At 35.7% G+C, this 24,092-nt stretch carries 28 protein-coding genes and 1 pseudogene; 5 read left to right on the forward strand and 24 right to left on the reverse strand.

From position 1 onward, the window contains the following. Positions 1–11: 11 nt before the first annotated feature. The 9 genes from dnaB to H280_RS0100450 all read right to left on the reverse strand — a co-directional run bounded on the left by dnaB (position 12) and on the right by H280_RS0100450 (position 4,687). A complete protein-coding gene (dnaB, locus tag H280_RS0100410; RefSeq protein WP_020059123.1) occupies positions 12–1,343 on the reverse strand; it encodes a replicative DNA helicase in 1,332 nt (443 codons plus the stop codon). Continuing rightward, complete coding sequence (locus H280_RS0100415) at positions 1,340–2,269, reverse strand: DnaD domain-containing protein (RefSeq protein ID WP_020059124.1); 930 nt, start codon at positions 2,267–2,269, stop codon at positions 1,340–1,342. Before H280_RS0100415 ends, dnaB begins: the two co-directional genes overlap by 4 nt. 1 nt (position 2,270) lies before the next feature. Beyond that, positions 2,271–2,447 carry a hypothetical protein gene (locus tag H280_RS25985; RefSeq protein ID WP_020059125.1) on the reverse strand — a complete coding sequence of 59 codons (177 nt, stop codon included), beginning with the start codon at positions 2,445–2,447 and terminating at the stop codon, positions 2,271–2,273. Positions 2,448–2,548: 101 nt separating this feature from the next. Then, on the reverse strand, positions 2,549–2,833 hold the full coding sequence (locus H280_RS0100425) for a hypothetical protein (protein ID WP_020059126.1): 285 nt from the start codon (positions 2,831–2,833) through the stop codon (positions 2,549–2,551). Positions 2,834–3,018: 185 nt separating this feature from the next. Next, on the reverse strand, positions 3,019–3,240 hold the full coding sequence (locus tag H280_RS0100430) for a hypothetical protein (RefSeq protein ID WP_020059127.1): 222 nt from the start codon (positions 3,238–3,240) through the stop codon (positions 3,019–3,021). Next, positions 3,237–3,518 (reverse strand): hypothetical protein, encoded by a 282-nt coding sequence (locus H280_RS0100435; protein ID WP_020059128.1) that lies wholly within the window; start codon positions 3,516–3,518, stop codon positions 3,237–3,239. The genes H280_RS0100430 and H280_RS0100435 overlap by 4 nt, the downstream gene beginning before the upstream one ends. Before the next feature lie 14 nt (positions 3,519–3,532). Continuing rightward, positions 3,533–4,120: a hypothetical protein gene (locus tag H280_RS0100440; protein ID WP_020059129.1), complete on the reverse strand. Its 588-nt coding sequence runs from the start codon at positions 4,118–4,120 to the stop codon at positions 3,533–3,535. A 90-nt stretch (positions 4,121–4,210) separates the two neighbouring features. Next, complete coding sequence (locus H280_RS0100445) at positions 4,211–4,459, reverse strand: hypothetical protein (RefSeq protein WP_020059130.1); 249 nt, start codon at positions 4,457–4,459, stop codon at positions 4,211–4,213. A gap of 36 nt (positions 4,460–4,495) precedes the next feature. Beyond that, on the reverse strand, positions 4,496–4,687 hold the full coding sequence (locus tag H280_RS0100450; RefSeq protein WP_020059131.1) for a helix-turn-helix transcriptional regulator: 192 nt from the start codon (positions 4,685–4,687) through the stop codon (positions 4,496–4,498). Positions 4,688–4,862: 175 nt separating this feature from the next. Between H280_RS0100450 and H280_RS0100455 the strand changes: the two genes are divergently transcribed. The 5 genes from H280_RS0100455 to H280_RS0100475 all read left to right on the forward strand — a co-directional run bounded on the left by H280_RS0100455 (position 4,863) and on the right by H280_RS0100475 (position 10,316). Then, positions 4,863–5,300 carry a helix-turn-helix domain-containing protein gene (locus H280_RS0100455; protein WP_020059132.1) on the forward strand — a complete coding sequence of 146 codons (438 nt, stop codon included), beginning with the start codon at positions 4,863–4,865 and terminating at the stop codon, positions 5,298–5,300. A gap of 12 nt (positions 5,301–5,312) precedes the next feature. Beyond that, on the forward strand, positions 5,313–5,747 hold the full coding sequence (locus H280_RS0100460; protein ID WP_020059133.1) for an ImmA/IrrE family metallo-endopeptidase: 435 nt from the start codon (positions 5,313–5,315) through the stop codon (positions 5,745–5,747). 289 nt (positions 5,748–6,036) lie between these two features. Next, positions 6,037–7,071, forward strand: a complete 1,035-nt coding sequence (locus H280_RS0100465) for a nucleoid-associated protein (RefSeq protein ID WP_020059134.1) — start codon at positions 6,037–6,039, stop codon at positions 7,069–7,071. A 16-nt stretch (positions 7,072–7,087) separates the two neighbouring features. Further along, entirely contained in the window at positions 7,088–8,659 is a 1,572-nt protein-coding gene (locus H280_RS0100470; RefSeq protein WP_020059135.1) for a hypothetical protein, read from the forward strand. A gap of 109 nt (positions 8,660–8,768) precedes the next feature. Continuing rightward, positions 8,769–10,316, forward strand: a complete 1,548-nt coding sequence (locus H280_RS0100475) for a recombinase family protein (RefSeq protein ID WP_020059136.1) — start codon at positions 8,769–8,771, stop codon at positions 10,314–10,316. 32 nt (positions 10,317–10,348) lie between these two features. Here H280_RS0100475 and dpaB read toward each other — a convergent pair. The 15 genes and pseudogenes from dpaB to nusA all read right to left on the reverse strand — a co-directional run. Continuing rightward, a pseudogene (gene dpaB, locus H280_RS22910) lies at positions 10,349–10,774 on the reverse strand (dipicolinate synthase subunit B); the annotation flags it as partial. Continuing rightward, on the reverse strand, positions 10,771–11,673 hold the full coding sequence (dpaA, locus tag H280_RS0100485; RefSeq protein ID WP_020059138.1) for a dipicolinic acid synthetase subunit A: 903 nt from the start codon (positions 11,671–11,673) through the stop codon (positions 10,771–10,773). The pseudogene dpaB and the gene dpaA, both read right to left, overlap by 4 nt. A gap of 168 nt (positions 11,674–11,841) precedes the next feature. Further along, entirely contained in the window at positions 11,842–12,093 is a 252-nt protein-coding gene (locus H280_RS0100490) for a YlmC/YmxH family sporulation protein (RefSeq protein ID WP_020059139.1), read from the reverse strand. Positions 12,094–12,479: 386 nt separating this feature from the next. Then, positions 12,480–13,724, reverse strand: a complete 1,245-nt coding sequence (locus H280_RS0100495; protein ID WP_020059140.1) for a M16 family metallopeptidase — start codon at positions 13,722–13,724, stop codon at positions 12,480–12,482. An 88-nt stretch (positions 13,725–13,812) separates the two neighbouring features. Further along, complete coding sequence (locus H280_RS0100500) at positions 13,813–14,706, reverse strand: polysaccharide deacetylase family protein (RefSeq protein ID WP_020059141.1); 894 nt, start codon at positions 14,704–14,706, stop codon at positions 13,813–13,815. A gap of 257 nt (positions 14,707–14,963) precedes the next feature. Further along, positions 14,964–17,111, reverse strand: a complete 2,148-nt coding sequence (pnp, locus tag H280_RS0100505) for a polyribonucleotide nucleotidyltransferase (RefSeq protein WP_020059142.1) — start codon at positions 17,109–17,111, stop codon at positions 14,964–14,966. Positions 17,112–17,271: 160 nt separating this feature from the next. Beyond that, positions 17,272–17,541, reverse strand: coding sequence for a 30S ribosomal protein S15 (gene rpsO, locus H280_RS0100510; protein ID WP_020059143.1), 270 nt, complete (start codon positions 17,539–17,541; stop codon positions 17,272–17,274). Between the two features lie 100 nt (positions 17,542–17,641). Further along, a complete protein-coding gene (gene ribF, locus H280_RS0100515; protein ID WP_020059144.1) occupies positions 17,642–18,613 on the reverse strand; it encodes a bifunctional riboflavin kinase/FAD synthetase in 972 nt (323 codons plus the stop codon). A gap of 43 nt (positions 18,614–18,656) precedes the next feature. Then, positions 18,657–19,580, reverse strand: a complete 924-nt coding sequence (gene truB, locus H280_RS0100520; RefSeq protein ID WP_020059145.1) for a tRNA pseudouridine(55) synthase TruB — start codon at positions 19,578–19,580, stop codon at positions 18,657–18,659. Positions 19,581–19,657: 77 nt separating this feature from the next. Continuing rightward, on the reverse strand, positions 19,658–20,014 hold the full coding sequence (rbfA, locus tag H280_RS0100525) for a 30S ribosome-binding factor RbfA (RefSeq protein ID WP_020059146.1): 357 nt from the start codon (positions 20,012–20,014) through the stop codon (positions 19,658–19,660). Positions 20,015–20,029: 15 nt separating this feature from the next. After that, positions 20,030–20,311 (reverse strand): DUF503 domain-containing protein, encoded by a 282-nt coding sequence (locus tag H280_RS0100530; RefSeq protein ID WP_020059147.1) that lies wholly within the window; start codon positions 20,309–20,311, stop codon positions 20,030–20,032. Further along, positions 20,308–22,374 carry a translation initiation factor IF-2 gene (gene infB / locus H280_RS0100535; protein WP_020059148.1) on the reverse strand — a complete coding sequence of 689 codons (2,067 nt, stop codon included), beginning with the start codon at positions 22,372–22,374 and terminating at the stop codon, positions 20,308–20,310. The genes H280_RS0100530 and infB overlap by 4 nt, the downstream gene beginning before the upstream one ends. Positions 22,375–22,378: 4 nt before the next feature. Further along, positions 22,379–22,690, reverse strand: a complete 312-nt coding sequence (locus H280_RS0100540) for a YlxQ family RNA-binding protein (RefSeq protein ID WP_020059149.1) — start codon at positions 22,688–22,690, stop codon at positions 22,379–22,381. Continuing rightward, entirely contained in the window at positions 22,691–22,963 is a 273-nt protein-coding gene (gene rnpM / locus H280_RS0100545) for an RNase P modulator RnpM (protein ID WP_020059150.1), read from the reverse strand. It lies immediately after the preceding gene. An 11-nt stretch (positions 22,964–22,974) separates the two neighbouring features. Beyond that, positions 22,975–24,075, reverse strand: a complete 1,101-nt coding sequence (gene nusA / locus H280_RS0100550; RefSeq protein ID WP_020059151.1) for a transcription termination factor NusA — start codon at positions 24,073–24,075, stop codon at positions 22,975–22,977. Between the last annotated feature and the right edge of the window lie 17 nt (positions 24,076–24,092).

The following is a 24,092-nucleotide window of genomic DNA, read 5'->3' on the forward strand; positions in this document are numbered from 1 at the left end:
TCATCACAACATTACTGTGCCTCCTGCCTAGATTCATTATCAAATCTACGTTCAAGATTGATAAACTTACTAAACTCTTTAATAAAAGCCAGTTCTACAACGCCTACAGGGCCGTTTCTCTGTTTAGCTAGAATAATTTCAGTCACATTTTTATTCGCTGTTTCTGCATCGTAATAATCTTCACGGTATAGGAATGCAATCAAATCCGCATCTTGCTCGATTTGTCCAGTCTCACGTAAATCAGATAACAACGGCCGCTTATCTTGTCTATTTTCAACAGCACGACTTAACTGTGATAATGCAATTACACAAACTTTTAATTCTCTGGCCATCAATTTCAACTTGCGGCTAATCTCACCAATTTCTTGCATGCGGTTTCCTTTATGTTTTGGATCACCTACGATAAGTTGTAGATAATCGATTGCTATTAACACCTTTTTATTTGGATGTTTACGTTTCAATTTTCTTGTCTTTGCATAAATTTCTTGCATTGTTACATTTGGCTTATCATATATTTCTAGCGGCAAGTTATTAATTAGTCCCATCGCTTGACTAATCTTTTCCCAGTCCTTGATGTTACATAGTTTTTTAGGGTTCTTCATTTTTGTCGCATCAACGTTTCCAGCGCTCGAGATCATGCGCTTAAGCAATTGTTCTTCTCCCATCTCTAGTGAAAATATTCCTGTCGCTGCATCTGAACTTGCTGCATTATAGGCGATGTTTAACACAAATGCAGTTTTCCCCATCGATGGACGCCCACCCACAATGATTAAATCTCCTTCCTGCAATCCAGAAGTCATGCTATTCAAGTTGTTGTAACCAGTATTTATGCCTGTTAAATCACCAACATCAATCTGCATTTTTTGATATAACTCTACAAGAGTTCCTCTTAAATCAAATTCACCTGCATATCCTGTCTCCTCAATGGCATTCAACTCATCAATTGTGTTGCTAATCGCACTAATATCCTTGTCATTTTTAAGATTGTTATATAAATTGACAACTACTTCTTGAGCGTGTCTCATCTTCCAAGCTTCGATAACTAGACCTTCGTGATAAGAGAAATTCTTTGTTGTTGAAACGACCTCGGTTAGATTAACAAAAAACTCTACACCGCCAATTTGTTGGATAAAGATTTCATCAAATTTAGCAATTACTGATACAAGATCTATTGGGCTCTCAGCATCATCTAATTCCTTCATAGCCTTAAAAACAATTTGATGTGCTGGATGTGAAAATTGTTTTTCTTTTAACTGACAATCTTTAATTAAATCACCTTCAAGAAGGATGCTACCTAAAACACTTTGTTCGGCTTCTGTATTGCGAATGATTTCGTTACTCATCGCATCATCCATCCGTTCTGTTGGTTAAGCGCTGCAAGTTCTTCATCGGTAGGTGCATTTTGTTGCCAAGACTCTTGTTGTTGCAATACTTGCTTAGTTGATTCAGATAAACCTTTTTGCTGGTAAGTTGGTTGTTGTTTCACCTGTGTTATTTTCTTAGCACGAAATGCTTTATCAGCCACCTCGACATCAGCTACTGTCTTTAGACCTTTAAGGTGCCAATCTCGTAAAATTGTATTTACGTAAGACATATTTCTAGTATTTTTCTCTAAAGCGATTTCCATTGCTTTAACAACAAGCTCTGCATTTAGGTCGTCTATCCAACCATGAATACCATCTGCGATAAATGGTGTAATGAATCCGAAGTTCTGTTCGTAAAAAGAAATTGGATTAACTTCAACAACGTCTTCCGCGCTCGCGCGTTCTTCTTGTTGTTGTTCTTTTTCTTTTTCTTTTTCTTCTTCTTGCCCACCTGTCGTTGACGTATCGTCGGACGTATCGTTAGCAACAAGAAATTCTTCGAAAATGGAACGAATTTTATCGTTTTTAACTTTTTGTGCAACTAAACCGACCAGACTAACATCTGACACTCCATCTAATTCTTTACGGATACAATCCTCAATCGGTTTACCACCTCTATTAAGGTTGTATTTTCCCCAGTTGATAATCGCTAATTCTCGTGTTTCTGGATTATACTTAACTAATTTATGGTGCTTTTCAAAACGATCTAAGAGTGAATTAATACTTTCCATGGAATATCCTAAATCAAAAGCCATTTGCTTTTTCGTAATTTGGTATACGCCAATTTGTGTAGTGCGTGGATTTGTAAGAAGATACAAATTAAACAACTTATCTTCTGGAGTCATTTCCTCAATAACCTTTGCATCCTGCCAAAATGAAACTTGTACTTGTCTATAAACTGCCATATTATTCATCCTCCTGTTTGCATATCGCAAATCCATCTTCTATACGTAATAAGCGATAATTCTTATATCCTTTTGCGAGATACTGCTGTACTAAATGAATGAGATGTTGCTTTGATGTCGATCGCTGAAATATCGTAGGATTCAGCATCACTCTATGTATTTTCTTGTCTAAAAGCATGCAACACCCTCCATTGTTATCCAGCGTTTAATTTGGTATAATTACCCTAACTTAATTTTTGAAAGCTATTTATCTATCACTTTGCCGAGTGATAGATTTTTTTATTTCTTTCGCTTCACTAAAGAAGCATTAACCCCATTCGCTTGGAGCCCCTTAATCACCACACGATAACTTTTATATACCTCATGTTCTTCTTTTGCATCACGAAGCATTTTAAATTCTTTCATGCATCGATCCAGTTCTTCTTCCCAGCGATTTGATTCTTCAGCTGATTTTGCATTAAACATGTTATGAACGCTCGCAATCATACAATCATGGAGCTTATTCGCAAACGAAAAATCTCCTGGAAGAACAAGATCATGTAGACGATCATATTTAGTTGTCATAATTCACACATCTTCTCTATTTGAATTTGATGCTGTACGCATCGTTACAACCAGAAAGAAGAATCATTTTTAAAGGGGATGGGGTAACAATTCTTTCTGGTCATAACGACAAGCACAGTGGCTTGTCCAAATGATTAATAAAATGTTATAATTACTTTGTTGAATTTATTTTGAGCTACTGTTGTCTAGGCGGTAGCTTTTTCTTTTGCCTTTTTATGCTTCAAAGTAAACGAAGCTTCAATAATTCGGATTCGAATTGCTATTAACTTCTTATTAAGCTTTAATTCTCTAACTTTTTTAAAATCCCCAAATACTGTAGCTAACTTTATTTCTCCATTTAATTTCGCTTCACAACGAATTAATTTTTTGTAATCATCTAACCTAGGATTTTTATAATCTACCGTCATTCTGTTTTACCTTCCTCTCCTTGAATCATTTCAATAGTTTGTTGAAGTTTTTCCACATATTTTTCTAAAGTCTTTACTGTTCGTTGATCACAGTGGATATATCCAGAATAAATTCCATACTTGACTTGGCTTGAATTATCTTGTTTTTTAATCATCTCGTCTTTCTGAGTTGTGTAGGTTTCAATTTGTTCTTGTAAAAATTGAATTTCATGCTTCATATTCTCAATTAAGCTTAATTGCATTAAGATAGCTAGTTCTCTGTTCTTATTAAGTGTCATTTTCTTTCACTCCTTTACAGCACTTTTGTTAAAGTCATTAAGCTATCCACCGATTGAATAATAACGTTTTCTGCCATAGCCTTTTGCAACCAGCTTCTTTGTATTTGTTCCATAATTCCAAAGTGAACTTGTTCTAACGCTTGTACTACACATTGAGTAGCTTGGATTGTATCGAAGATTTCCTTAGCATGAACTGCGTATTCGTGTTTCTTCTTTTCATCGAGCTGCCATGATCTTGTTGTAACTTGCAAGCTCATAATTTCTTTGGCTGCCGCTATTCCCTCTTCAGCTTGTTTAATGTAGTTCATCAATTGTAAATTCACATCTTGAGTTAAACGTGGATCTGTAGGCGGTAGATCAACACCATAAATATGTTTAATCGCTTGTTGATTCAACTTTGCCCCTGTCGCATGGCACCAATCCATCGCAAGTTCAAATTCTGGTTTAGAAAGTCCAGATTCAATACGAGTTAATCGTTCATGTGTAATGCCAAGGTACTTAGATAATCCTTTCTTAGTTTTCAGATGGACATTGTCACAACATTCTCTAGCATTCTGTAACAATTCCCCTATTGCTGAATTGCAGTATATGCTTGTTCCCATATTTGTTCGTCTCCATATTTAGTTTTCAAATGGTTACAATGAATTTAATACGTACGTAACTTGTCTATTTTTTATGTAAAAAGAGAGGAGTTATTCCTCAATATTTTCTTTCACTTGCATTTCTTTGATGATGGCCCAACCAGCCTTGTAATATGCTTGAAGGGTTTTATCAATATCCTTTTGCGATTTAGGTTCAGGAGCCACGACATGGACTTTTGTTTTTCCAAATTCATAAGTCGCTGCATATTCTTCTTGTTGGCTCATGGTGTCACCTCTTGAAGTGCTTTTTATATGTGTATGCCGCTGATCTGTTGGTACTGCCATTGGAAGTTCTGACATTTTTCCACCTCCTTAAGGACACATTTCGTTTCCTTTTTAGTTAAAAAAAAGATTATCTATTGTATTTTTATATAAATCAGCTATTTTTTTAGCTAACTCTAGAGATGGTGTTCTATCACCTCTTTCAATAGCTCCCAGCATTTGAGGAGTTATATCTAATTTTTTTGCAATTTCAATTCTTGATTTACCATTTCTATACAGAATCAATTTGTTTCTTTTTTTGTTCACTTCTTCACCACCTTATCGGAAACATTTTGTTTCCTTTCAACTTAAATATATAGAAACAATTCGTTTCTGTCAATATTTTTTAGAAACTTTTCGTTTCCTTTGTGGAAATAGAAACTAAACGTTTCTATAATTAACTTTAATGACTCTATCCTTATACAGAAAGAAGGGAGAATTTATGCTTGGGAAAAAGATTGCTGAGCTTAGAAAGAACCAAAAACTAAGTCAATATGAATTAGCCAATCGATTAGGGTTTTCACGTGGAAAATTAGCTAATTATGAACAAGGAACTCGCGAACCTGATTATGAGACACTTAAAAAAATTGCTGATTTTTTTGAAGTATCAACAGACTATTTGTTAGATAGAACAGTAAAAAAAGAATTACCTTCTAATGAGCTACCTGATTTATCTAAAAACGAAGAACGTGACATAGCACGCAATTTAGAAAAAGCATTAGAAGAATTAAACAATAGTGACGAAGCATTAATGTTCGATGGAGAACCGATCGATGAACATACAAAAGAAATGATCCGTATTTCTCTTGAAAACTCAATGCGAATGGCAAAAGAATTAGCAAAGCAAAAATTCACTCCAAGCAAATATAAAAAAGATTAAGTGGAGTAATTTATGAACATCAAAGAATACGTACTAAACATTACAAAAAAATATGAAACAATAGATCCATTTGAAATTGCCAGACAAAAAAATATTACTGTGTTGTATGCTGACCTAGGGAATACCCTTGGTTTTTACAACACTTATAAGCGCTTTAAATTTATACATATTAATAATCAAATTGACGAAACCACTCAACGATTTGTTTGTGCACATGAATTAGGTCATGCTGTACTTCATCCTAAAGCAAATACCCCCTTCTTACGTAACCAAACATTCTTTTCGGTGGATCGCTTAGAAATTGAAGCGAATACATTCGCTGTAGAGTTATTACTAACTGATGAAATGGTTTCTGCATATGAAGATACTCGTTTATCTATTCAAGAAGTTGCAGAGATTCATGGGGTTCCCGGTGGATTCGCCCGGTTAAAATCGTATGTTTGCTAAGTAAGAAAGAGGAGTTTTATGTATACGGAGAATAATAAAATATTTAGCACCATGTTGAAGGTGTTTTTATTTTCATTGAGACTTCCTAAAAAATACACTTGTACATAATATTTCAAAATATTTCACATCAAAGGAAGAGGAATCTAACATTACTCACTTCTTATCATGCTATGAATATACAATAGACACCTTAGAATAAATTACATTGAATCATCACCATCCTTATCCTATCAATAAATGAACTAAAATCAATTTAATAATCAGAAAAACTAATAAGGAGATAACTAATATGAATATTCAAATTAAACAACTTATCGCACATGACTTAGATTTAGACAAATCAAAGCCTGGATTCTTTGACGATATAATTAACTTGACCTCGATTCCAACTACTGTATTTGATTTTTTCACCAAACATATAAATAACTCTTTGAACGCAAGACAAATCAAAGCATGTACTTTTGCCAATAAAGACACATATATACAAACAAAGGTATCTAATATTGCACAAAAACTAACTGATATTCCTGTTTTTATTGAAGAAACACGTGATATGGCTGAGGACCTCTTCAGCAAAATGAAATCAACCAGTACTAAAAGTAGTGGTACCCTATTTTTCATTATTTATAACGACACACATCATGATTACTTGGCTATTATGAAAATGGATCCTAATAACGGAATTCAAATTGATAAAGATACTCATACTTTAACTGTTCAGGAGAATATGCTTCCTAACCCTGATGATCGACTACATAAATGTGCGTTTGTAAAATTACAGACAAATATTTTCATAGAAAATGTTCACCTTCATGTACTAGATAGACAACAATCCGGTGGAGAAGTTTCTAAGTATTTCATGATTAATTTCTTACAAGCATCTGAAATACTTAATGACAAAATTATGACCAAACGAATTATTGATAAACTTACTGAAGAGGCTTTAAATATTACTCCTGATCCCGATAAACAATTAGACTTTCAGTTTGACGTAAACCGTATGTTTAAAAGTGGAAGACCCATTGACGTAGATCATGATTTAGAAAGATTAATTACCCCATACATCCAAGAAGAAAAAAATAGAGCTGATTTTATAGAAGGGTTCAAGCTTTCATTACGCGAAGACTATGAAGATGTAAAGTTTCAATTTAACGCTGAAAGAGAAAAAGCCATGTATGTCTGCTTGACTTCTCCTGGAAAAGAAGTAAAAATTGAGTTTGATGTTGACTTACAAGGGGATATTATTAAGGTACAACAGGATCAAGATAACTTAAAAACAATTATAACTATAGATGGTTTAGCTCTAGAGAAAAAAATTAGATAGAATGGATGTATGTACAATGTTAGAGAAAATAATTTTTTTCGAAAATTGTATGAACGAACTAAAAAAAATATCAACTACACAAGAATATAGTGAAAACTCAGATTTAATAGTTGTTTCTTTTACTGGGACTTTCGGAGACTTCCAACATTTCATTAAATCATATTGGGAGCCTCACGATACTATCGATGAACACATCAAAATTCGTGTTTCATATGATCATCGTATCTTAAATCCTACTATGATGACTTCAAAGATGGCTTATGACGTTCATAAAATCGTGAATCTTAAATTAAATTTTTCGAAATCTGATAGTATATATGCACATTATAAGGATACCCTAGTATTTTTGAATTTAAATTCGTTTACTAAATTTATTAATGAAACTAAATTAATGGCATTTTTAAATCAACTGGACAATAAAAAATTCATATTCTTACCTATCGATAAAGAATATGAAAACGGAATTATCCATTTACTCCCATTAAAAGATATAGAATTTTTCACAACATTTGATAAAGATATACCCTTAGATATAAAAGAAAAACTCGATGAAAGCTCTTCTCTTTATTTTAAGTATATGAATAGAAAACATTGTGATTTCATTGCAAACCCCTATGTTTTTCATTTTAGCGATATTGAAAACACTTCATTAAAACAAACCTTAGATTATAATCTATTTTTATCTGCCATGCACTTTATTGCCAACTGGTCTTCAAAAGAGAAATTTATAATCAAAGGCTATAAAAATGTTGAACTTACAAATCAGGAATTTTTCTGTACAAAATATGCAAATGATTTGTTCAATATTTTTGAATTTGTTTACGACAAAGATAAATTTGTAGATAAAGCTGAAATTGCACGAAATATTTTTTCGCTTTACTTAAATGATGAAGATAATTTAGATCAAGTTGACCTTCAATTACCCAAAATATACGATACTATAACTACACACTTTAAAACGTATATACAGAAGGAAATCAAAGAGTTCTTCGATCAACGCAAAGATGTCGAAAAAGAAGCTTATAATGCTGCAATTGAAGCAAAGGGTGAAACAGATAAAGTTGTTCAAAGTATTAATTTACTCCTTTTAGGCCTAATCACAGCCGCTTTAACAGGTGTATTTGCATATTCTAAAGGAGAAAAGATTATTTTCCTTCTTGCTTTATTATTTCATATTATTTATATAATCCTAACTTATTTTATAAATAATAAAAACTTTTCTTACAAAGAAGCGGATATTTTAGCCTCTTTTAATGGATATATTGAACAATTCTCTGTGCTAACCATAGAAGAAACTAATAAAATTAAAGAAACATATATTGAACCTGCTTTTATACGATTAAACAATGCATTATTGTGGTACAAATGGCTTGTGTGTGCACTTGTACTAATCTTAATGTGCGCAACATGTGTTGGTTTCTATTTTTTATATACTAGTCCAGAAAAAACTTCACAAAAAGACAATACAATGAAAGTTGATAAAATAATTATTCAACAACAAGATACAAATGTTGAAAGAGTTCCTTCTAAACCTGTTTTTCAGGAACAACTACCCCTATTTGATATTAATAAAATACTTCAAAAATGAAAGGCAGCAATGCCTTTTACTTTTAAATAAAAACAGAACAAACATTCTTGTAAGTGGTATATTATTTCATAGGTTTTTCCATATAATAAATAGAAGGAGGTTATTCCTTATGAAAACAGCAATCTACCTACGTAAATCCCGTGCCGATCTCGAAGCTGAAGCACGTGGCGAAGGTGAAACTCTAGCAAAGCACCGTACTACCCTGCTGAAAATCGCAAAGGAAATGAACTTAGATGTTTTAGCGGTTCGCGAAGAAATCGTTTCTGGAGAAAGCCTCGTCAAACGTCCTGAAATGCTGGCACTTCTCGAAGAAATTGAAGATAACAAATATGATGTTGTTCTTTGTATGGATATGGACCGTTTAGGTCGTGGTGGTATGAAAGAACAAGGAATCATTTTAGAGACGTTTAAACGCTCGAATACGAAGATTATGACACCAAGGAAGACTTATAACCTTAATGATGAGTGGGACGAAGAATATAGCGAATTTGAGGCGTTTATGGCACGTAAGGAATTAAAGATTATTACACGTCGTATGCAACGCGGCCGTGTCGCAAGTGTAGAGGCTGGTAATTACCTTGGTACACATGCACCTTACGGATATGATATCCATCGTTTAAATAAGCGAGAACGCACGTTAGCAATTAATTCAGAAGAAGCATCTGTCGTAAGAATGATATTTGAGTGGTATGCCAATGAGGATATGGGCGCAAATGCAATTATGCGTAAATTAAATGAGCTTGGCTACAAAAGCAAGTTAGGTAACAATTGGAACCCGTACAGTATATTGGATATGTTAAAAAATCATATTTATATTGGCAAAGTCACATGGCAAAAAAGAAAAGAGGTAAAAAGTCCTAATGCTGTAAAACGTAGTAATACAAGGCAAGATAAATCAGAATGGATTATTGCTGATGGAAAACATGAGCCTATCATCTCAGAAAGCTTGTTTGAAAAAGTACAGGAGAAACTAAACACCAGATATCATGTTCCTTATAATACAAACGGATTAACGAATCCACTGGCTGGGATTATTAGATGCGGTAAATGCGGCTACAGTATGGTACAACGGTATCCAAAGAATCGAAAGCCTACAATGGATTGTAAACATCGTGGTTGTGAAAATAAATCCAGTTATACAGAGTTGATTGAGAAGCGTTTGCTCGAGGCATTAAAAGAATGGTACATCAATTATAAAGCTGATTTCGAGGAAAATAAGAACAGTGGCAACGCAAAAGAAACACAAGTGATACAAATAAATCAAGCTGCTTTACGAAAGCTTGAAAAAGAATTAGTGGATGTCCAAAAACAAAAAAATAATTTACACGACTTATTAGAACGTGGCGTTTATACTGTTGATATGTTCTTAGAACGTTCAAATGTTGTTTCCGATCGCATCAATGAAATTACTTCCACGATGGAAAACTTAAAGAAAGAAATTAAAACGGAAATAAAAAAGGAAAAAGTGAAGAAAGATACCATCCCTCAAGTAGAGCATGTTCTTGATCTATACTTCAAAACAGATGATCCGAAAAAGAAAAACAGCCTCCTAAAGTCGGTTTTAGAAAAGGCTGTTTATAAGAAAGAAAAGTGGCAAAGACTCGATGATTTCGAACTTGTGCTTTATCCTAAGCTCCCTCAAGATGGCGACAAATAAGGGTTCGCTCTTTGTCGTCATCTTGTTGGTGTAATTAGATTGACACCATTTAATCCAAGAGCATCGTTCGTTGAAACTGCTAATACAACCGGTTTACCATTTCGTAGTGTGGCTTTAGCGGCCATTAATACGGGTGAATCTGTCATTGCATTCGCAAATTTACTCATTGTATTTCCTGTTAATGGTGCTATAACCATACAATCCAATGGAATTTTCGGACCAAGCGGTTCTGCCTTCACAATAGAATCAATTACTTTATGGCCAGTAATAGCTTCTATCTTCTCAATCCACTCTGCACCTTCACCAAATCTTGTGTTTGTCGTTTGTAATGTATATGATACAACAGGGCGTACTTCCGCTCCATCCGCAACAAGTTTTTCTAAGTGTGGCATGACTTCTGCATACGTACAATGTGAGCCTGTTAATCCAAAACCAATTCGTTTCCCTTTTACACTCATTTTTTATTCTCCTTTCTCACATCTACATCTGCCATTAATAAATTAGAAAGGACATTTGCGAGAATTTGCCCTGCTGTTTTTGGTGCAACAATCCCTGGAAGTCCAGGCGCTAACAAAGCCTTAATTCCTCGCTTTTCTGCATAGCGGAAGTCTGTCCCTCCCGGTTTAGATGCTAAATCAATAATTAATGTATGAGCAGGCATTTTCGAAATTGCGCTTGCCGTTACAACAAGATGGGGGATTGTATTAATAACAATGTCAACATCGTGTACCTCTCGCTCTATATCTCGCATTTGAAATGGCATAAATGTCATTTCTGTAATACGCGCAATATGTTCAGAACGACGAGCACCTACTTTCACTTTCGCTCCTAGTGACTGAAATGCTCTTGCTACACTCATTCCAGTTCTCCCAAAACCTAATACCATTACCGTAGATCCATGAATTGTGTAATCGGTATGTTGAATAACCATCATAATAGTCCCTTCAACAGTTGGTATTGAGTTATAAATCGCTACATCATCACGATCAAACAATTTGACAAGTTTTCGATTCGTTGAAGAAGCAATTGTATCTAAGTAAGTGTTACTGATACCTGAATATATCGTAAAATGCGCTGGTGTGTTTTCAATATGTTCTTTTGTAATCATAACTGTTGCATTAGAAAAAATTGTATCGATCTTTCCGTTTGCATCAGTTCCAGCTACCGGCAAAATAATGGCATCTAAAGAAGTAAAATCGAGATTTTGCATACTCTCTTTTGCTGATCCTGTAAATCCATGATCCAACTGATCAAAACCTACTAATGAGAGTTTCGCATCAAGCTCAACTAGCTTACGAATGACTTCAAGTTGCCTTGCATCTCCTCCTATGACAGCGATATGAATATCAGTCAACATTCTTTTCTTCACCTTCTTTTTCTCTCATTATAAGAAAAGTGCCTACTTTTTCGTTTTCCTCCACATCATATGTAATGTACGAGTATAAGGTGATTGAAAACAACAAAGTAAGAATGACTTACATCTATAGATTTTCATAATAAAAAAGACGACCACAATGGTCATCTTTTAATTAAAATCTGAATAATTAACAAGATCAAAAATGATCATATCTTGCCCTACTTTTTTAATTCGACTCCACTCCACCCTTACTTCTTGTTGCCCTCTTTTAAATCCTCCCCATTTTCCAACTGGAATAATGAGCGCTTGAATCTTTCCATCTTTCTCATCAATCTCTAGATCGGCATGCCCTAGTACGCCCATTCGTTCCGCACGTTGTAAATCAACAATTTCTTTTCCGCTTAGTTCACTTAATCGCATTCCATCCCCTCCATATATAACATTTTTATTAGAAGATTTCTTTTATATATAAATCCAAATTAAAAACCTGACATAAACCCCTTTTCTTTTTAGATGGCCCTGAGCGTCTGGCCATGCATAGAAGCGGTCAGGGCCTATTTCTGCCACATGCGAAGTTTAAACAGAGAGAGAAAGAAAGTAGCCATTATTTTTTGCTTGGCATGGCGGCGACTTGTGTGTTTGAAATTCAAGTTGGATTTATATATTAAGTACCTATTCTAGACTTCGCAAAAAAATACCTATATAAAGTGACACTTCCATTAGTGGGAGTATTACTGCCCATTAAAGCGAGATAAATGCAAATAAAACACCGTTTCTCTTAATAAGAAACGGTGTTTTATACATACTTATTTTTGATTTATTCCTTTTGGAAGCTCTCCATTTGGACTAATCAATGACGCAGAAAACTCATCTGTGAACATATTACGAATCAATGTATCTACATCAGCTTTTGTAACACTGTTTACACTTTCGATAATTTCATCTAAAGAACGGTGTTTTTTTAGAAGTAATTCATTTTTACCATTACGGCTCATTCGACTATTTGTACTTTCTAAACTTAACATCAGATTCCCTTTTAGTTGCTCTTTACTGTTAAGTAATTCTTTTTCTGTAATACCTGTATTTTTTAATGTATCAAGTGTTTGTTGAATTGTTTCGTACAACATATCAAGTTGCTGACTGCCCGTTCCTCCGTAAATTGTTAACATCCCTGTATCTTCATAAGAAGAATGATAAGAAAATACAGAGTACGCTAACCCACGTTGCTCGCGCACTTCTTGGAACAAACGACTACTCATACTGCCGCCTAGAATATTATTCAATACAATCAGATTATAAATACTTTCATCACCCATCTGTAATCCTTTAAATCCTAAACATAAATGAGCTTGTTCTGTCTCTTTTTTACGCGCTACTTTATTTGGATGAAAAATAGGGCTATGTACTTGTTCACGGTTTGTTGTTCCTTCATAATCTCCAAAGTATTGTTCAACGATTTGAACAAATGATTCATCAATGTTACCAGCAATTGAAACAACGACATTTTCTGGCGTATAATGATTTTTCATGTATTCACGAAGCGTATCACCTGTAAACGTTTCAAGCGTTTGCTCTGTTCCTAAAATAGGATATGCCAGCGGATGTGTCTCATACGTCGCTTTCGTTAACATATCATGAACAATATCATCTGGCGTATCTTCATACATTTTAATTTCTTCAAACACAACGTTTTTTTCTTTTTTCAATTCTTCTTCAACAAATGTTGAATTAAAGAACATATCCGCTAAAATATCAAGTGCGTATTTTGCATGCTCATCTAACACTTTCGCGTAATAACATGTATATTCCTTTGATGTAAATGCATTAACTTGCCCGCCAATGCTGTCGAAGGATTCTGCAATTTCTCTAGCACTACGTGTTTTCGTTCCTTTAAAAAACATGTGTTCTAAAAAATGAGAAATCCCATTATTCTTTTCATTTTCATTTCGTGATCCCGCATGAATCCATACTCCAATTGCAACAGAACGTACTGTTGGAATATGTTCCATTACGATTCTTACTCCATTTTTACATGTATATTTTTTGATCAAAAGCCTTCCTCCTATTAACAATTTCTCTGTTAAAAAATTCTATTATATAATCATAACAAGTTTAAAGGCGAATGTCATGCAAATGTGTTTAATCAATACGCTTTTCATCTACTAAAGCAGATACGTTCCCTACAGTATATCCTTTTTCTTTTAGCTTTGAAATCAATGTATCAAGCGATTCCGCCGAAGAAGAAGTTGGATGCATTAAAATAATGGCACCGGAATGTACTTTACTTAATACTCTCTGGAGTAACACGTGTGGTTCTGGATGCTTCCAATCAATTGTATCCACTGTCCACATAATCGTTCCCATTCGTAACCTTGCAGCCGTATGAACAACATCGTCACGAAAACTGCCACTTGGAGGTGCAAACCAACGCACTCTTTGATTCGTTGCCGCTTCAATGACTTGATTCGTTTTTTGTAATTGTTCTTGAATTGCAGAAAGCGACAACGTTTTCATATCAGGATGCGTATACGAATGATTTCCCACTTCCTGGTCAGCATCTGCAATCATTTTTGCAAACCGTAAATTTTCTTTTACCCATCTTCCCTCTAAAAAAAAAGTTGCTTTAACATTATGCTTTTGCAGTACCTCTAACATCCGCGAAAGATATTCATTCCCCCAAGCAACATTAATAGTAAGTGCAACCATTTTTTTACTTGGATTCCCTCTATAAATCGGGGCAGGTGATAAGTCTGCTAAATGTACTTTGGGCGATACTTCTCGGTATACCAATTGTTTCTCATCAAACCTTTCCTGCTTCTTCATGTTATTATAGGAAGCTCGTATATCCACTTCTCTCCCGTTATACCCTGGCGTCGCTTTCCACACTTTATCAATACATGCATCTTGCGCTGGAATCGCATATACTTTTGCTTTTTCTTCAATTTCCTCATACAAACGGTCTTTTGCATATGATATATGTGAAACATGTATAGCGGAGAACCATAATATAAAAAAAATAATGCGAATCTTCATAAAGCACCCTCCAATAAAGTAAAACTTCCATTAGTGAAGAACCTTCCATCCCATCGACGAATGGTTAGTCCGATATCTCTTCTATTCTTTTCATGTACACCTCTTTAAACAAAAGTAATCAACAGCTTCTTTTCTTATCATTGTTAATTTAAACGTTCTCATTAAAACTATACTCTGTTATATACAAAAAAACCTTGAGATATATCCCAAGGTCTTTTACATAATAAAAAAGCTAAGGAAATCCCTTAGCTTTTTTATTATTCCTGCTCTTGCTTTGCAGCTTCTTGTTCTTGCTTTGCAGCTTCTTGTTCTTGCTCTTCTTTAAGCAATACTTTTCGAGATAAGTTTACACGACCTTGTTTATCGATTTCGATAACTTTTACTGAAATCTCATCACCGATTTTCACAACATCTTCTACTTTCCCTACACGTTCAAGTGCTAATTCAGAAATATGAACAAGACCGTCTTTACCACTGAATAACTCAACGAAAGCACCAAACTTTTCAATTCGTTTTACTTTTCCTAAGTAAATTTCACCTACTTGAACTTCACGAACGATATCTTCGATAATTTTCTTCGCTTTTTCATTCATTTCTTGATCAATAGATGAGATAAAGACTGTACCATCTTGTTCAATATCAATTTTTACGCCTGTTTCTTCAATAATCTTGTTAATTTGCTTTCCACTTGGTCCAATAACATCACGAATCTTATCCGGATTAATTGTCATTGTCACAATCTTAGGAGCATATCGAGATAACTCCGTACGCGGCTCAGCAATAACAGATAACATATGATCTAAAATGTGCATACGCCCAACTTTTGCTTGTTGCAATGCTTCTTCTAAAATTTCACGTGATAACCCTTCAATTTTAATATCCATTTGAAGTGCCGTTACACCTTTAGCTGTACCTGCCACTTTAAAGTCCATATCACCTAAGTGATCTTCCATACCTTGGATATCTGTTAAAATTGTGTAATGTTCACCAGACTTCACAAGTCCCATTGCAATACCAGCAACTGGAGCTTTAAGCGGAACACCTGCATCCATCATCGCTAAAGTACTACCACAAATACTTGCTTGAGAAGTAGAACCATTTGATTCTAATACTTCTGATACAAGACGTACTGTATACGGGAAGTCCTTTTCAGATGGAATAACCGGCTCAAGGGCACGTTCACCTAATGCACCATGACCGATTTCACGACGACCTGGTCCGCGCATTGGTCTCGTTTCACCAACACTAAAGGACGGGAAGTTATAATGATGCATGAAGCGTTTTGATTCTTCTACACCAAGACCATCTAAAATTTGCACATCGCCTAATGCTCCTAATGTACAAATACTTAATGCTTGTGTTTGTCCACGTGTAAACAAACCAGAACCATGCGTACGAGATAAAATTCCTACTTCTGATGCTAGAGGACGAATTTCATCACCTTTACGTCCATCTGGGCGAATTTTTTCAACTGTAATAAGACGACGTACTTCTTCTTTTACAATTTTATATAAAATTTCATTTACTTGTCCCAATGTTTCAGCATCAGCTTCTTGCGCCTCATAATGCTGGATAATACGCTTTTTCACTGCATTAATCGCATCTTCACGTGCATGTTTCTCGTGTACTTGAATTGCTGCATGCATATCTTTCTCTGCCATTTCACGTACAGCTTGATTAAGCTCAGCGTTCACTTCATATAACTGAACTTCCGTTTTTTCCTTTCCAACTGCTTGTACAATTTCTTCTTGGAAAGCAATTAGACGTTTAATTTCTTCATGACCAAACATAATTGCTTCTAACATTGTTTCTTCAGGCACTTGGTCTGCTCCTGCTTCTACCATGTTAATAGCATCTTTTGTTCCAGCAACAACAAGGTGAATATCACTTTGCTCTTGTTGTTCAACTGTTGGATTAATAATAAATTCGCCGTCAATACGACCAACTGTCGCACCAGCAATCGGCCCTTCAAATGGAATATCTGAAATCGATAACGCCAATGAAGAACCAAGCATAGCTGCCATTTCTGAAGAACAATCTTGATCCACACTCATTACAATGCTGACTACTTGTACTTCATTACGGAAACCATCAGCAAAAAGAGGACGAATTGGACGATCAATTAAACGGCTCGCTAAAATTGCTTTCTCACTTGGACGACCTTCACGTTTAATAAAGCCGCCTGGAATTTTTCCTACTGCATATAAACGTTCTTCATAGTTTACTGTTAGTGGGAAGAAATCTACATTTTTTGCCTCTTTTGATGCAGTTGCTGTAGATAGAACCGCTGTGTCGCCATATCTTACTAATACTGCTCCGTTTGCTTGTTTTGCAAGCTGACTTGTTTCAATCGTTAGCTGACGACCAGCCCAATCTATCGAGAAGACTTGCTTTTCGTGACTCATTTAAGTACCCCTCTCAATTTAAAGTATTCAATTCTTCTATGTAAATGGATAATATATCACAATATTCTTCCTCTAGTATTACCGAAAATCCAGTAAGCTATCAAGAGTAGAAGATATATTTTTACCTAACAAAAAAGCGGGAATATTCCCGCTTTTTTGACTATCGACGTAATCCAAGCTTTGTGATTAGTTCACGGTAGCGAGTGATGTCATTGTTACGAAGGTAAGTAAGTAAGTTACGACGTTTACCAACCATCTTTAAAAGACCGCGACGTGAATGATGATCTTTCTTGTGAGTACGTAAGTGCTCATTTAGAGTGTTAATTTGCTCTGTTAGGACAGCAACTTGAACCTCTGGAGAACCAGTATCAGTCTCATGAGTTCTAAATTGTGCTATGATTTCATTTTTACGCTCTTGCGTTAAAGCCATCCTATTTCACCTCCTAAGTATTAAATCCCCAATTACCTAGCAAACGTCGGTGAGTCGTAATGCCAAGCAATGGTTATTGTAAAGTACATAAGATAGAATACTACTTTTCATTAGAAAAAGCAAGTATATTATTTGCACGGCTAAAATAATCTTCCGCCGTTCTCTTATCTTTTGCAATTTGTGCAACTAACTCATCAATTCCGTTAAACTTTTTTTCTTCACGAATGCGGATGTGCCATTCCACAACAACAGACTCATCATATATATCGCGCTGAAATTCAAAAAGATGCACTTCAATAGAAAGCTGCTTTTCATTTTCTTTAAAAGTAGGTTTATATCCGATATTACATACACCTTCATGCCACTCACCATTCACGTTCATTCGAACAGCATATACACCAACAGGCGGCAAAAGATATTCATCATTTAAAGCCACATTTGCTGTTGGAAAGCCAATTTGGCGCCCTCGCTTATCTCCGTGAACAACTATGCCTTCAACCGTATATGGTCTACCTAAAACAGATGGGATTCGTTCCATTTCTCCGTTACGAATATGTTTTCGTAATAATGTGGAGCTTACTTTTTCTTCTTGAAATTCTACTTTTTCAATCACAGTTTGTGTAAACTCCCCTCTTGCATGAAATGGCAAAGTTTCCATCGTCCCTTTTCCTAAACGTCCATATGAATAATCAAAACCAGCTACAACATGTTTTACATTTAGCCCAATAATATATGCATCTACAAACTGTTGTGGTAGTAATCCAGCAAATGATTTATCGAATTTCACCACATATAACATATCAATCCCTAAATCTGCAATTACTTTTTCTTTAATAGATAACGGTGTAATATACTCTACATGCGCTTCTTTTTTCCCTAACACAACAGATGGATGTGGATGAAATGTTATGACAGCACTTTTATATCCTCTTTCATCCGCTATTTTTTTTGCTGTTCGAATCACACGTTGATGCCCTAAATGAATACCATCAAAAAATCCTAATGCCATTACAGTAGATGGTAATTCTGATTTATTTTGTTCGTGTGGATGAGTTAAATGAATGAGTTTCACGCTTGAATTCACCTTTTTCTGTAATAATCCTTCCAATTATTCATTATAGCTGTAATTCTTGATTATTCACAAGTACTTTCATCGGTTTCAACATACCTTGATGCTTTGGATGATGTTCATAAATCGCTAAGCAGCGTTCATTTTCATCAAAAACTGTAATGAATGGTGCTGTTACTTGTTCATTATTTGGTAAAAACATGCCATTCTTCACTTTTTCTGCTTGTTCTCTACTAACAACCATTTTTGGAAACTTACGTAATGCTTCATCAATCGAAATGAAGATGGATTCCACTGTTCCATTTTGCACGTTTTGCTCAATTTCTTCAAATGATATGCAATTTTCTAATTTAAACTCTCCCGACGCTGTTCTTACAAGATCGGACATATGTGCTGGAAACCCAAGCTTTTCCCCAATCATAACAGCTAATGTTCTTACGTATGTTCCTTTACTACAGGTCACACGGAAACGGAAAGAAATTGTCTCTCCTTCAAATAATTCACGATTATCAAGTAAAGTAAACTCACGAATCGTAATTGTACGAACAGGACGCTCTACTTCTATTCCCGCTCTTGCATATTCATATAGTTTCTTTCCATTCACTTTTACAGCTGAGTACATTGGTGGTACTTGTTCGATTGTTCCTGTTAAACCAGCTAATACAGATTCTACTTCTTCACGCGTAATAACACGATTAACATCTTTCTTTTTAACAACTTCACCTGAAGCATCTTCTGTAGTTGTCGAAAATCCTATTGTAACTTCACCTTCGTATGTTTTTGTTTCACTCGTTAAAAATTGTGCAATTTTCGTAGCACGCCCTACACAAATTGGTAATACTCCTGTCACATCCGGATCTAAAGTTCCTGTATGCCCTATACGTTTTTCCCTTAATATTTTTCTTAATTTGAATACACAATCATGTGATGTCATTCCTTTTGGTTTATGTAATAATACTACACCTTCCATATATTCACCTCATCGTTATACTATTGAATGCCGAGCTTCATTTAGATTGAAAAAATGGATAGACATATGTCTATCCATTATTCTTCACGTTTACCTTCTTTATTAATTTCATGTAAAAGTGTATCAATTCGATGACCATATCCAATCGATTCATCAAATTCAAAGGAGATTTCAGGCGTTTTCCGAAGACGAATACGCTGTCCAATTTCGGAACGAATAAAGCCTTTTGCCTTCGCTAAACCTTTTAATGTATTTTCTTTCTGTTCTTCGTCTCCTAAAACAGAAATATATACTTTGGCAATCTGTAAATCCCCACTTACTTGCACATCTGTTACCGTCACAAAACCGATACGTGGGTCTTTAATTTTACGACTGATAATTTCGCCTAATTCTTTCTTCATTTGCTCGCCCACGCGATTTGCACGTAGCTTCATAACTAATCACCTCATTCAATACCATTCCAATTGTGTTATCGTACGCTCAATCTCAGGAAATGAATCAATGTACGCAAGTACACGATTCATTTCTTTTTCGCAGACAACACGATTTGAGGATACGGAAACAATTGCAATTTCTGTACGTTGCCATACATCTTGATGCCCAACTTCTGAAACAGATACATTGTAACGCTGTTTCACACGAGTTAACACACGCTGTAAAATTGCTCGTTTCTCTTTTAAAGAATGCACATCATAAATCATACATTCGAATGAGAGCGAAGCGATAATCATCGCTTCACTTCTTCCATAACGTACGCCTCAATGATGTCCCCTTCTTTAAGATCATTATATCTTTCAATTGTAATACCACACTCATAGTTTTGTGCAACTTCTTTTACGTCATCTTTGAAACGTTTTAACGTATCAAGTTGGCCTTCGAAAATAACTACACCATCACGAATGATACGTACGCCGCTATCACGTGTAATTTTACCATCAGTTACGTAACAGCCTGCAATTGTTCCAACTTTCGTTACTTTGAACGTTTGACGAACTTCTGCTTGACCGATTACTTTTTCAACGAATTCAGGATCTAGCATACCTTGCATTGCTGCTTCAATCTCTTCGATTACTTTATAAATAATGCGGTGCAAACGAATATCAACATTTTCTAATTCAGCTGTACGCTTCGCATTGACATCAGGACGTACGTTAAACCCTATTACAATCGCATTAGATGCAGAAGCTAAAATAATATCAGATTCTGTAATTGCACCTACGCCAGTATGGATGATTTTCACTTTTACGCCTTCAACATCAATTTTACGAAGTGATGCTGCCATTGCTTCCACAGAACCTTGTACGTCTGCTTTCACAATCAAGTTAATTTCTTTTACATCGCCTTCTTTAATTTGTTGGAATAAATCTTCAAGGCTTAATTTAGATTTTTCACCACGCTGTGCAACCAATGCTTGTTGTGCACGTGATTCACCGATTTGACGCGCTTTCTTCTCATCAGCAAATGCCATAAAGCGATCTCCTGCTTGTGGTACTTCATTTAAACCTGTAATCTCAACAGGAGTAGATGGACCAGCAACTTTTACACGACGACCAATATCATTTACCATCGCACGAACACGGCCGAATGATGTACCAACAACGATTGGATCTCCTACTCGAAGTGTACCGTTTTGTACAAGTAATGTCGCAATTGTTCCTTTACCTTTATCAAGCTGCGCTTCAATTACTGTACCAGTTGCATAACGATTTGGATTTGCCTTATATTCTTCTACTTCACTTACAAGAAGAATCATTTCTAACAAGTTGTCAATTCCTTCACCTTTAATAGCAGCAATTGGTACGAAAATTGTATCACCGCCCCAAGCTTCTGGAACTAATTCGTACTCAGTTAGCTCTTGCATTACACGGTCTGGATTTGCCGATGGTTTATCCATTTTATTTACAGCAACAATAATTGGTACTCCAGCTGCTTTCGCATGGTTAATCGCTTCAACCGTTTGTGGCATAACACCGTCATCAGCTGCTACAACAAGGATTGTAATATCCGTAACTTGTGCACCGCGTGCACGCATTGTTGTAAACGCCGCGTGACCTGGTGTATCTAAGAATGTAATTTTCTTGTCATTTACTTCAACTTGGTATGCACCAATATGCTGCGTAATTCCGCCAGCTTCACCAGCAGTTACTTTTGAATTACGAATTGAGTCAAGTAATGTTGTTTTACCATGGTCAACGTGTCCCATAATTGTAACGACAGCTGGACGCTCTTTTAAGTTTTCTTCGTCATCTTGCTCGTCCATAAACGTTTCAAATTCTGTTTCACTTACAATTACTTCTTCTTCTACTTCAATACCGTAATCACTCGCAATTAACTCAATTGTATCTTTCTCTAAATCTTGGTTAATTGTTGCCATGATTCCAAGCATAAAGAGCTTTTTAATAATTTCAGATGGCTCTTTGCTTAATTTTTTCGCAAGTTCACCTACTGTAAGCGTGCCAGAGAACGTGATTTTGTCTGGTGTTTCAACTACTTGCGTTTGTTGTCTTCCAGCAAAGTTTTCTTGACGTTTGTCTTGACTTCCTTTGCCTTTTTTCTTATTCTTATTGCTGTTCTTTTTGCTGCGAACAACTTTTTCTTCTACTTCAAACTCATCTGCAACAGAAGGTTTTTCTGCTCCATCATTATACTGATTATCTAACTTGTTTACTACTTCATCATCTAACATCGCCATATGATTCGATACCTCAATATTCATTTCTTTTAGTTTTGTAATAATATCCTTACTTGAGATATTGTGTTTTTTTGCATATTCATACACTCGAATTTTGCTCATACCTTCACCCCCGGTAAGTTGTATCGAGCATGCTAAGCAGCTTCTTAGCAAAGCCGTCATCTAACACCGCTACAACGACTCGTTCTTCTCTCCCAATCGCATGCCCTAACTCTTGTCGATTTTCGACCTTCCTCATTGGTACGTTGTAGAACGTTGTTTTGTCCGTAATGCGCTTTGTTGTATTTGCTGACGCATCTTCTGAAAGCAATACGAGCTTTGCTTTACCGCCTCGAACTTCTTTTAAAACAAGCTCTTCACCCGATATAATCTTTCGAGCCCGATTAGCCAGCCCTAAAAACGATTTCCAATTGGACACTTACTTCGACTCCTTCTCAACAAGCTCAATTAGCTCTTCATAAAGGGAGTCATCAATTTTCGCTTTTAGGTGATGTTCCAAGACATTCTTCTTTTTCGCCTGAGAAATGCATTCTTTATCTTTTGACAAATATGCACCGCGTCCTGATTGTTTACCTGTTAAATCAATCGACACGACTCCCTCCTTGGAACGAACAATGCGAATGAGCTCGCGTTTTGATTTCATTTCTTGTGTTACCACACATTTTCGTAACGGAACTTTTCGATTGCTCACGTTCATCACCTCTATTCGATTTCATCTTCAGCAGAATCGAATGCGATCATCATATCCTCTTCTGTTAAAAGTCCTAGTTGTTTCGCATCAGACTCGCTTTTAATATCAATTTTCCAGTTTGTTAATTTCGCTGCAAGTCGCGCATTTTGTCCACGCTTACCAATTGCTAAGGAAAGTTGATGATCTGGAACAATTACAGTAGTTGCTTTGTCTTCTTCGTTTACAAGTACTTTTACAACTTGTGATGGACTCAATGAATTTGCTACATATTCAACTGGATCATTTGACCAGCGAACAATATCAATTTTTTCACCTTTTAGCTCATCTACGATGCGTTGTACACGTTGTCCTTTCGGTCCTACACAAGAACCTACTGGATCTACATCTACATTCTCAGAGTAAACAGAGATTTTAGAGCGGTCTCCAGCTTCACGTGCTACAGAACGAATTTCTACAGTTCCATCATAAATTTCTGGAACTTCAATTTCAAACAGACGCTTTAAAAGGCCTGGATGCGTACGTGACACATAAATTTGCGGGCCTTTTGTAGTTTTCTCTACTTTTGTAATGAAAACACGAATGCGATCATGCGGTTTGTACTGTTCGTTTGGCATTTGCTCACTTACCGGTAAAAGTGCTTCTACTTTCCCTAAACTTACATAAATAAAGCGAGCATCTTGACGTTGTACAATACCAACCATAATGTCTTCTTCGCGGTCGCTGAATTCAGAGTAAATCACGCCACGTTCCGCCTCACGTACACGCTGCGTTACAACTTGTTTTGCTGTTTGCGCTGCAATACGTCCGAAATCTTTTGGCGTTACTTCAATCTCTAATACGTCGCCCTCTTGGTAGTTTGGATTAATTTGTCTTGCTTTTTCAACAGAAATTTCAAGACGTGGATCAAATACATTTTCCACTACATCCTTACGCGCTAATACTTGAATCGTACCAACTTCAGGATTGAAGCTAACGCGCACATTTTGTGCTTGGTTGAAATTTCGTTTATAGGCAGATATTAAAGCTGCTTCAATAGCATCAATAATAATATCCTTGCTAATACCTTTTTCTTGTTCTAATACGAGCAAAGCATCTAACAACTCAGTGCTCATGTAGATCCCCCTTCTTA

Source organism: Bacillus sp. 123MFChir2, from assembly GCF_000383235.1.
Classification (GTDB): Bacteria; Bacillota; Bacilli; order Bacillales; family Bacillaceae_G; genus Bacillus_A.

Excerpts from the sequence above, each read along its gene's own strand:
- dnaB (WP_020059123.1), bottom strand. The coding sequence starts at position 1,343 with ATGAGTAACGAAATCATTCGCAATACAGAAGCCGAACAAAGTGTTTTA.
- H280_RS0100415 (WP_020059124.1), bottom strand. The coding sequence starts at position 2,269 with ATGGCAGTTTATAGACAAGTACAAGTTTCATTTTGGCAGGATGCAAAG.
- H280_RS25985 (WP_020059125.1), bottom strand. The coding sequence starts at position 2,447 with ATGCTTTTAGACAAGAAAATACATAGAGTGATGCTGAATCCTACGATA.
- H280_RS0100425 (WP_020059126.1), bottom strand. The coding sequence starts at position 2,833 with ATGACAACTAAATATGATCGTCTACATGATCTTGTTCTTCCAGGAGAT.
- H280_RS0100430 (WP_020059127.1), bottom strand. The coding sequence starts at position 3,240 with ATGACGGTAGATTATAAAAATCCTAGGTTAGATGATTACAAAAAATTA.
- H280_RS0100435 (WP_020059128.1), bottom strand. The coding sequence starts at position 3,518 with ATGACACTTAATAAGAACAGAGAACTAGCTATCTTAATGCAATTAAGC.
- H280_RS0100440 (WP_020059129.1), bottom strand. The coding sequence starts at position 4,120 with ATGGGAACAAGCATATACTGCAATTCAGCAATAGGGGAATTGTTACAG.
- H280_RS0100445 (WP_020059130.1), bottom strand. The coding sequence starts at position 4,459 with ATGTCAGAACTTCCAATGGCAGTACCAACAGATCAGCGGCATACACAT.
- H280_RS0100455 (WP_020059132.1), top strand. The coding sequence starts at position 4,863 with ATGCTTGGGAAAAAGATTGCTGAGCTTAGAAAGAACCAAAAACTAAGT.
- H280_RS0100460 (WP_020059133.1), top strand. The coding sequence starts at position 5,313 with ATGAACATCAAAGAATACGTACTAAACATTACAAAAAAATATGAAACA.
- H280_RS0100465 (WP_020059134.1), top strand. The coding sequence starts at position 6,037 with ATGAATATTCAAATTAAACAACTTATCGCACATGACTTAGATTTAGAC.
- H280_RS0100470 (WP_020059135.1), top strand. The coding sequence starts at position 7,088 with ATGTTAGAGAAAATAATTTTTTTCGAAAATTGTATGAACGAACTAAAA.
- H280_RS0100475 (WP_020059136.1), top strand. The coding sequence starts at position 8,769 with ATGAAAACAGCAATCTACCTACGTAAATCCCGTGCCGATCTCGAAGCT.
- dpaA (WP_020059138.1), bottom strand. The coding sequence starts at position 11,673 with ATGTTGACTGATATTCATATCGCTGTCATAGGAGGAGATGCAAGGCAA.
- H280_RS0100490 (WP_020059139.1), bottom strand. The coding sequence starts at position 12,093 with ATGCGATTAAGTGAACTAAGCGGAAAAGAAATTGTTGATTTACAACGT.
- H280_RS0100500 (WP_020059141.1), bottom strand. The coding sequence starts at position 14,706 with ATGAAGATTCGCATTATTTTTTTTATATTATGGTTCTCCGCTATACAT.
- pnp (WP_020059142.1), bottom strand. The coding sequence starts at position 17,111 with ATGAGTCACGAAAAGCAAGTCTTCTCGATAGATTGGGCTGGTCGTCAG.
- rpsO (WP_020059143.1), bottom strand. The coding sequence starts at position 17,541 with ATGGCTTTAACGCAAGAGCGTAAAAATGAAATCATAGCACAATTTAGA.
- truB (WP_020059145.1), bottom strand. The coding sequence starts at position 19,580 with ATGGAAGGTGTAGTATTATTACATAAACCAAAAGGAATGACATCACAT.
- rbfA (WP_020059146.1), bottom strand. The coding sequence starts at position 20,014 with ATGAAGCTACGTGCAAATCGCGTGGGCGAGCAAATGAAGAAAGAATTA.
- H280_RS0100530 (WP_020059147.1), bottom strand. The coding sequence starts at position 20,311 with ATGATTATCGCTTCGCTCTCATTCGAATGTATGATTTATGATGTGCAT.
- infB (WP_020059148.1), bottom strand. The coding sequence starts at position 22,374 with ATGAGCAAAATTCGAGTGTATGAATATGCAAAAAAACACAATATCTCA.
- nusA (WP_020059151.1), bottom strand. The coding sequence starts at position 24,075 with ATGAGCACTGAGTTGTTAGATGCTTTGCTCGTATTAGAACAAGAAAAA.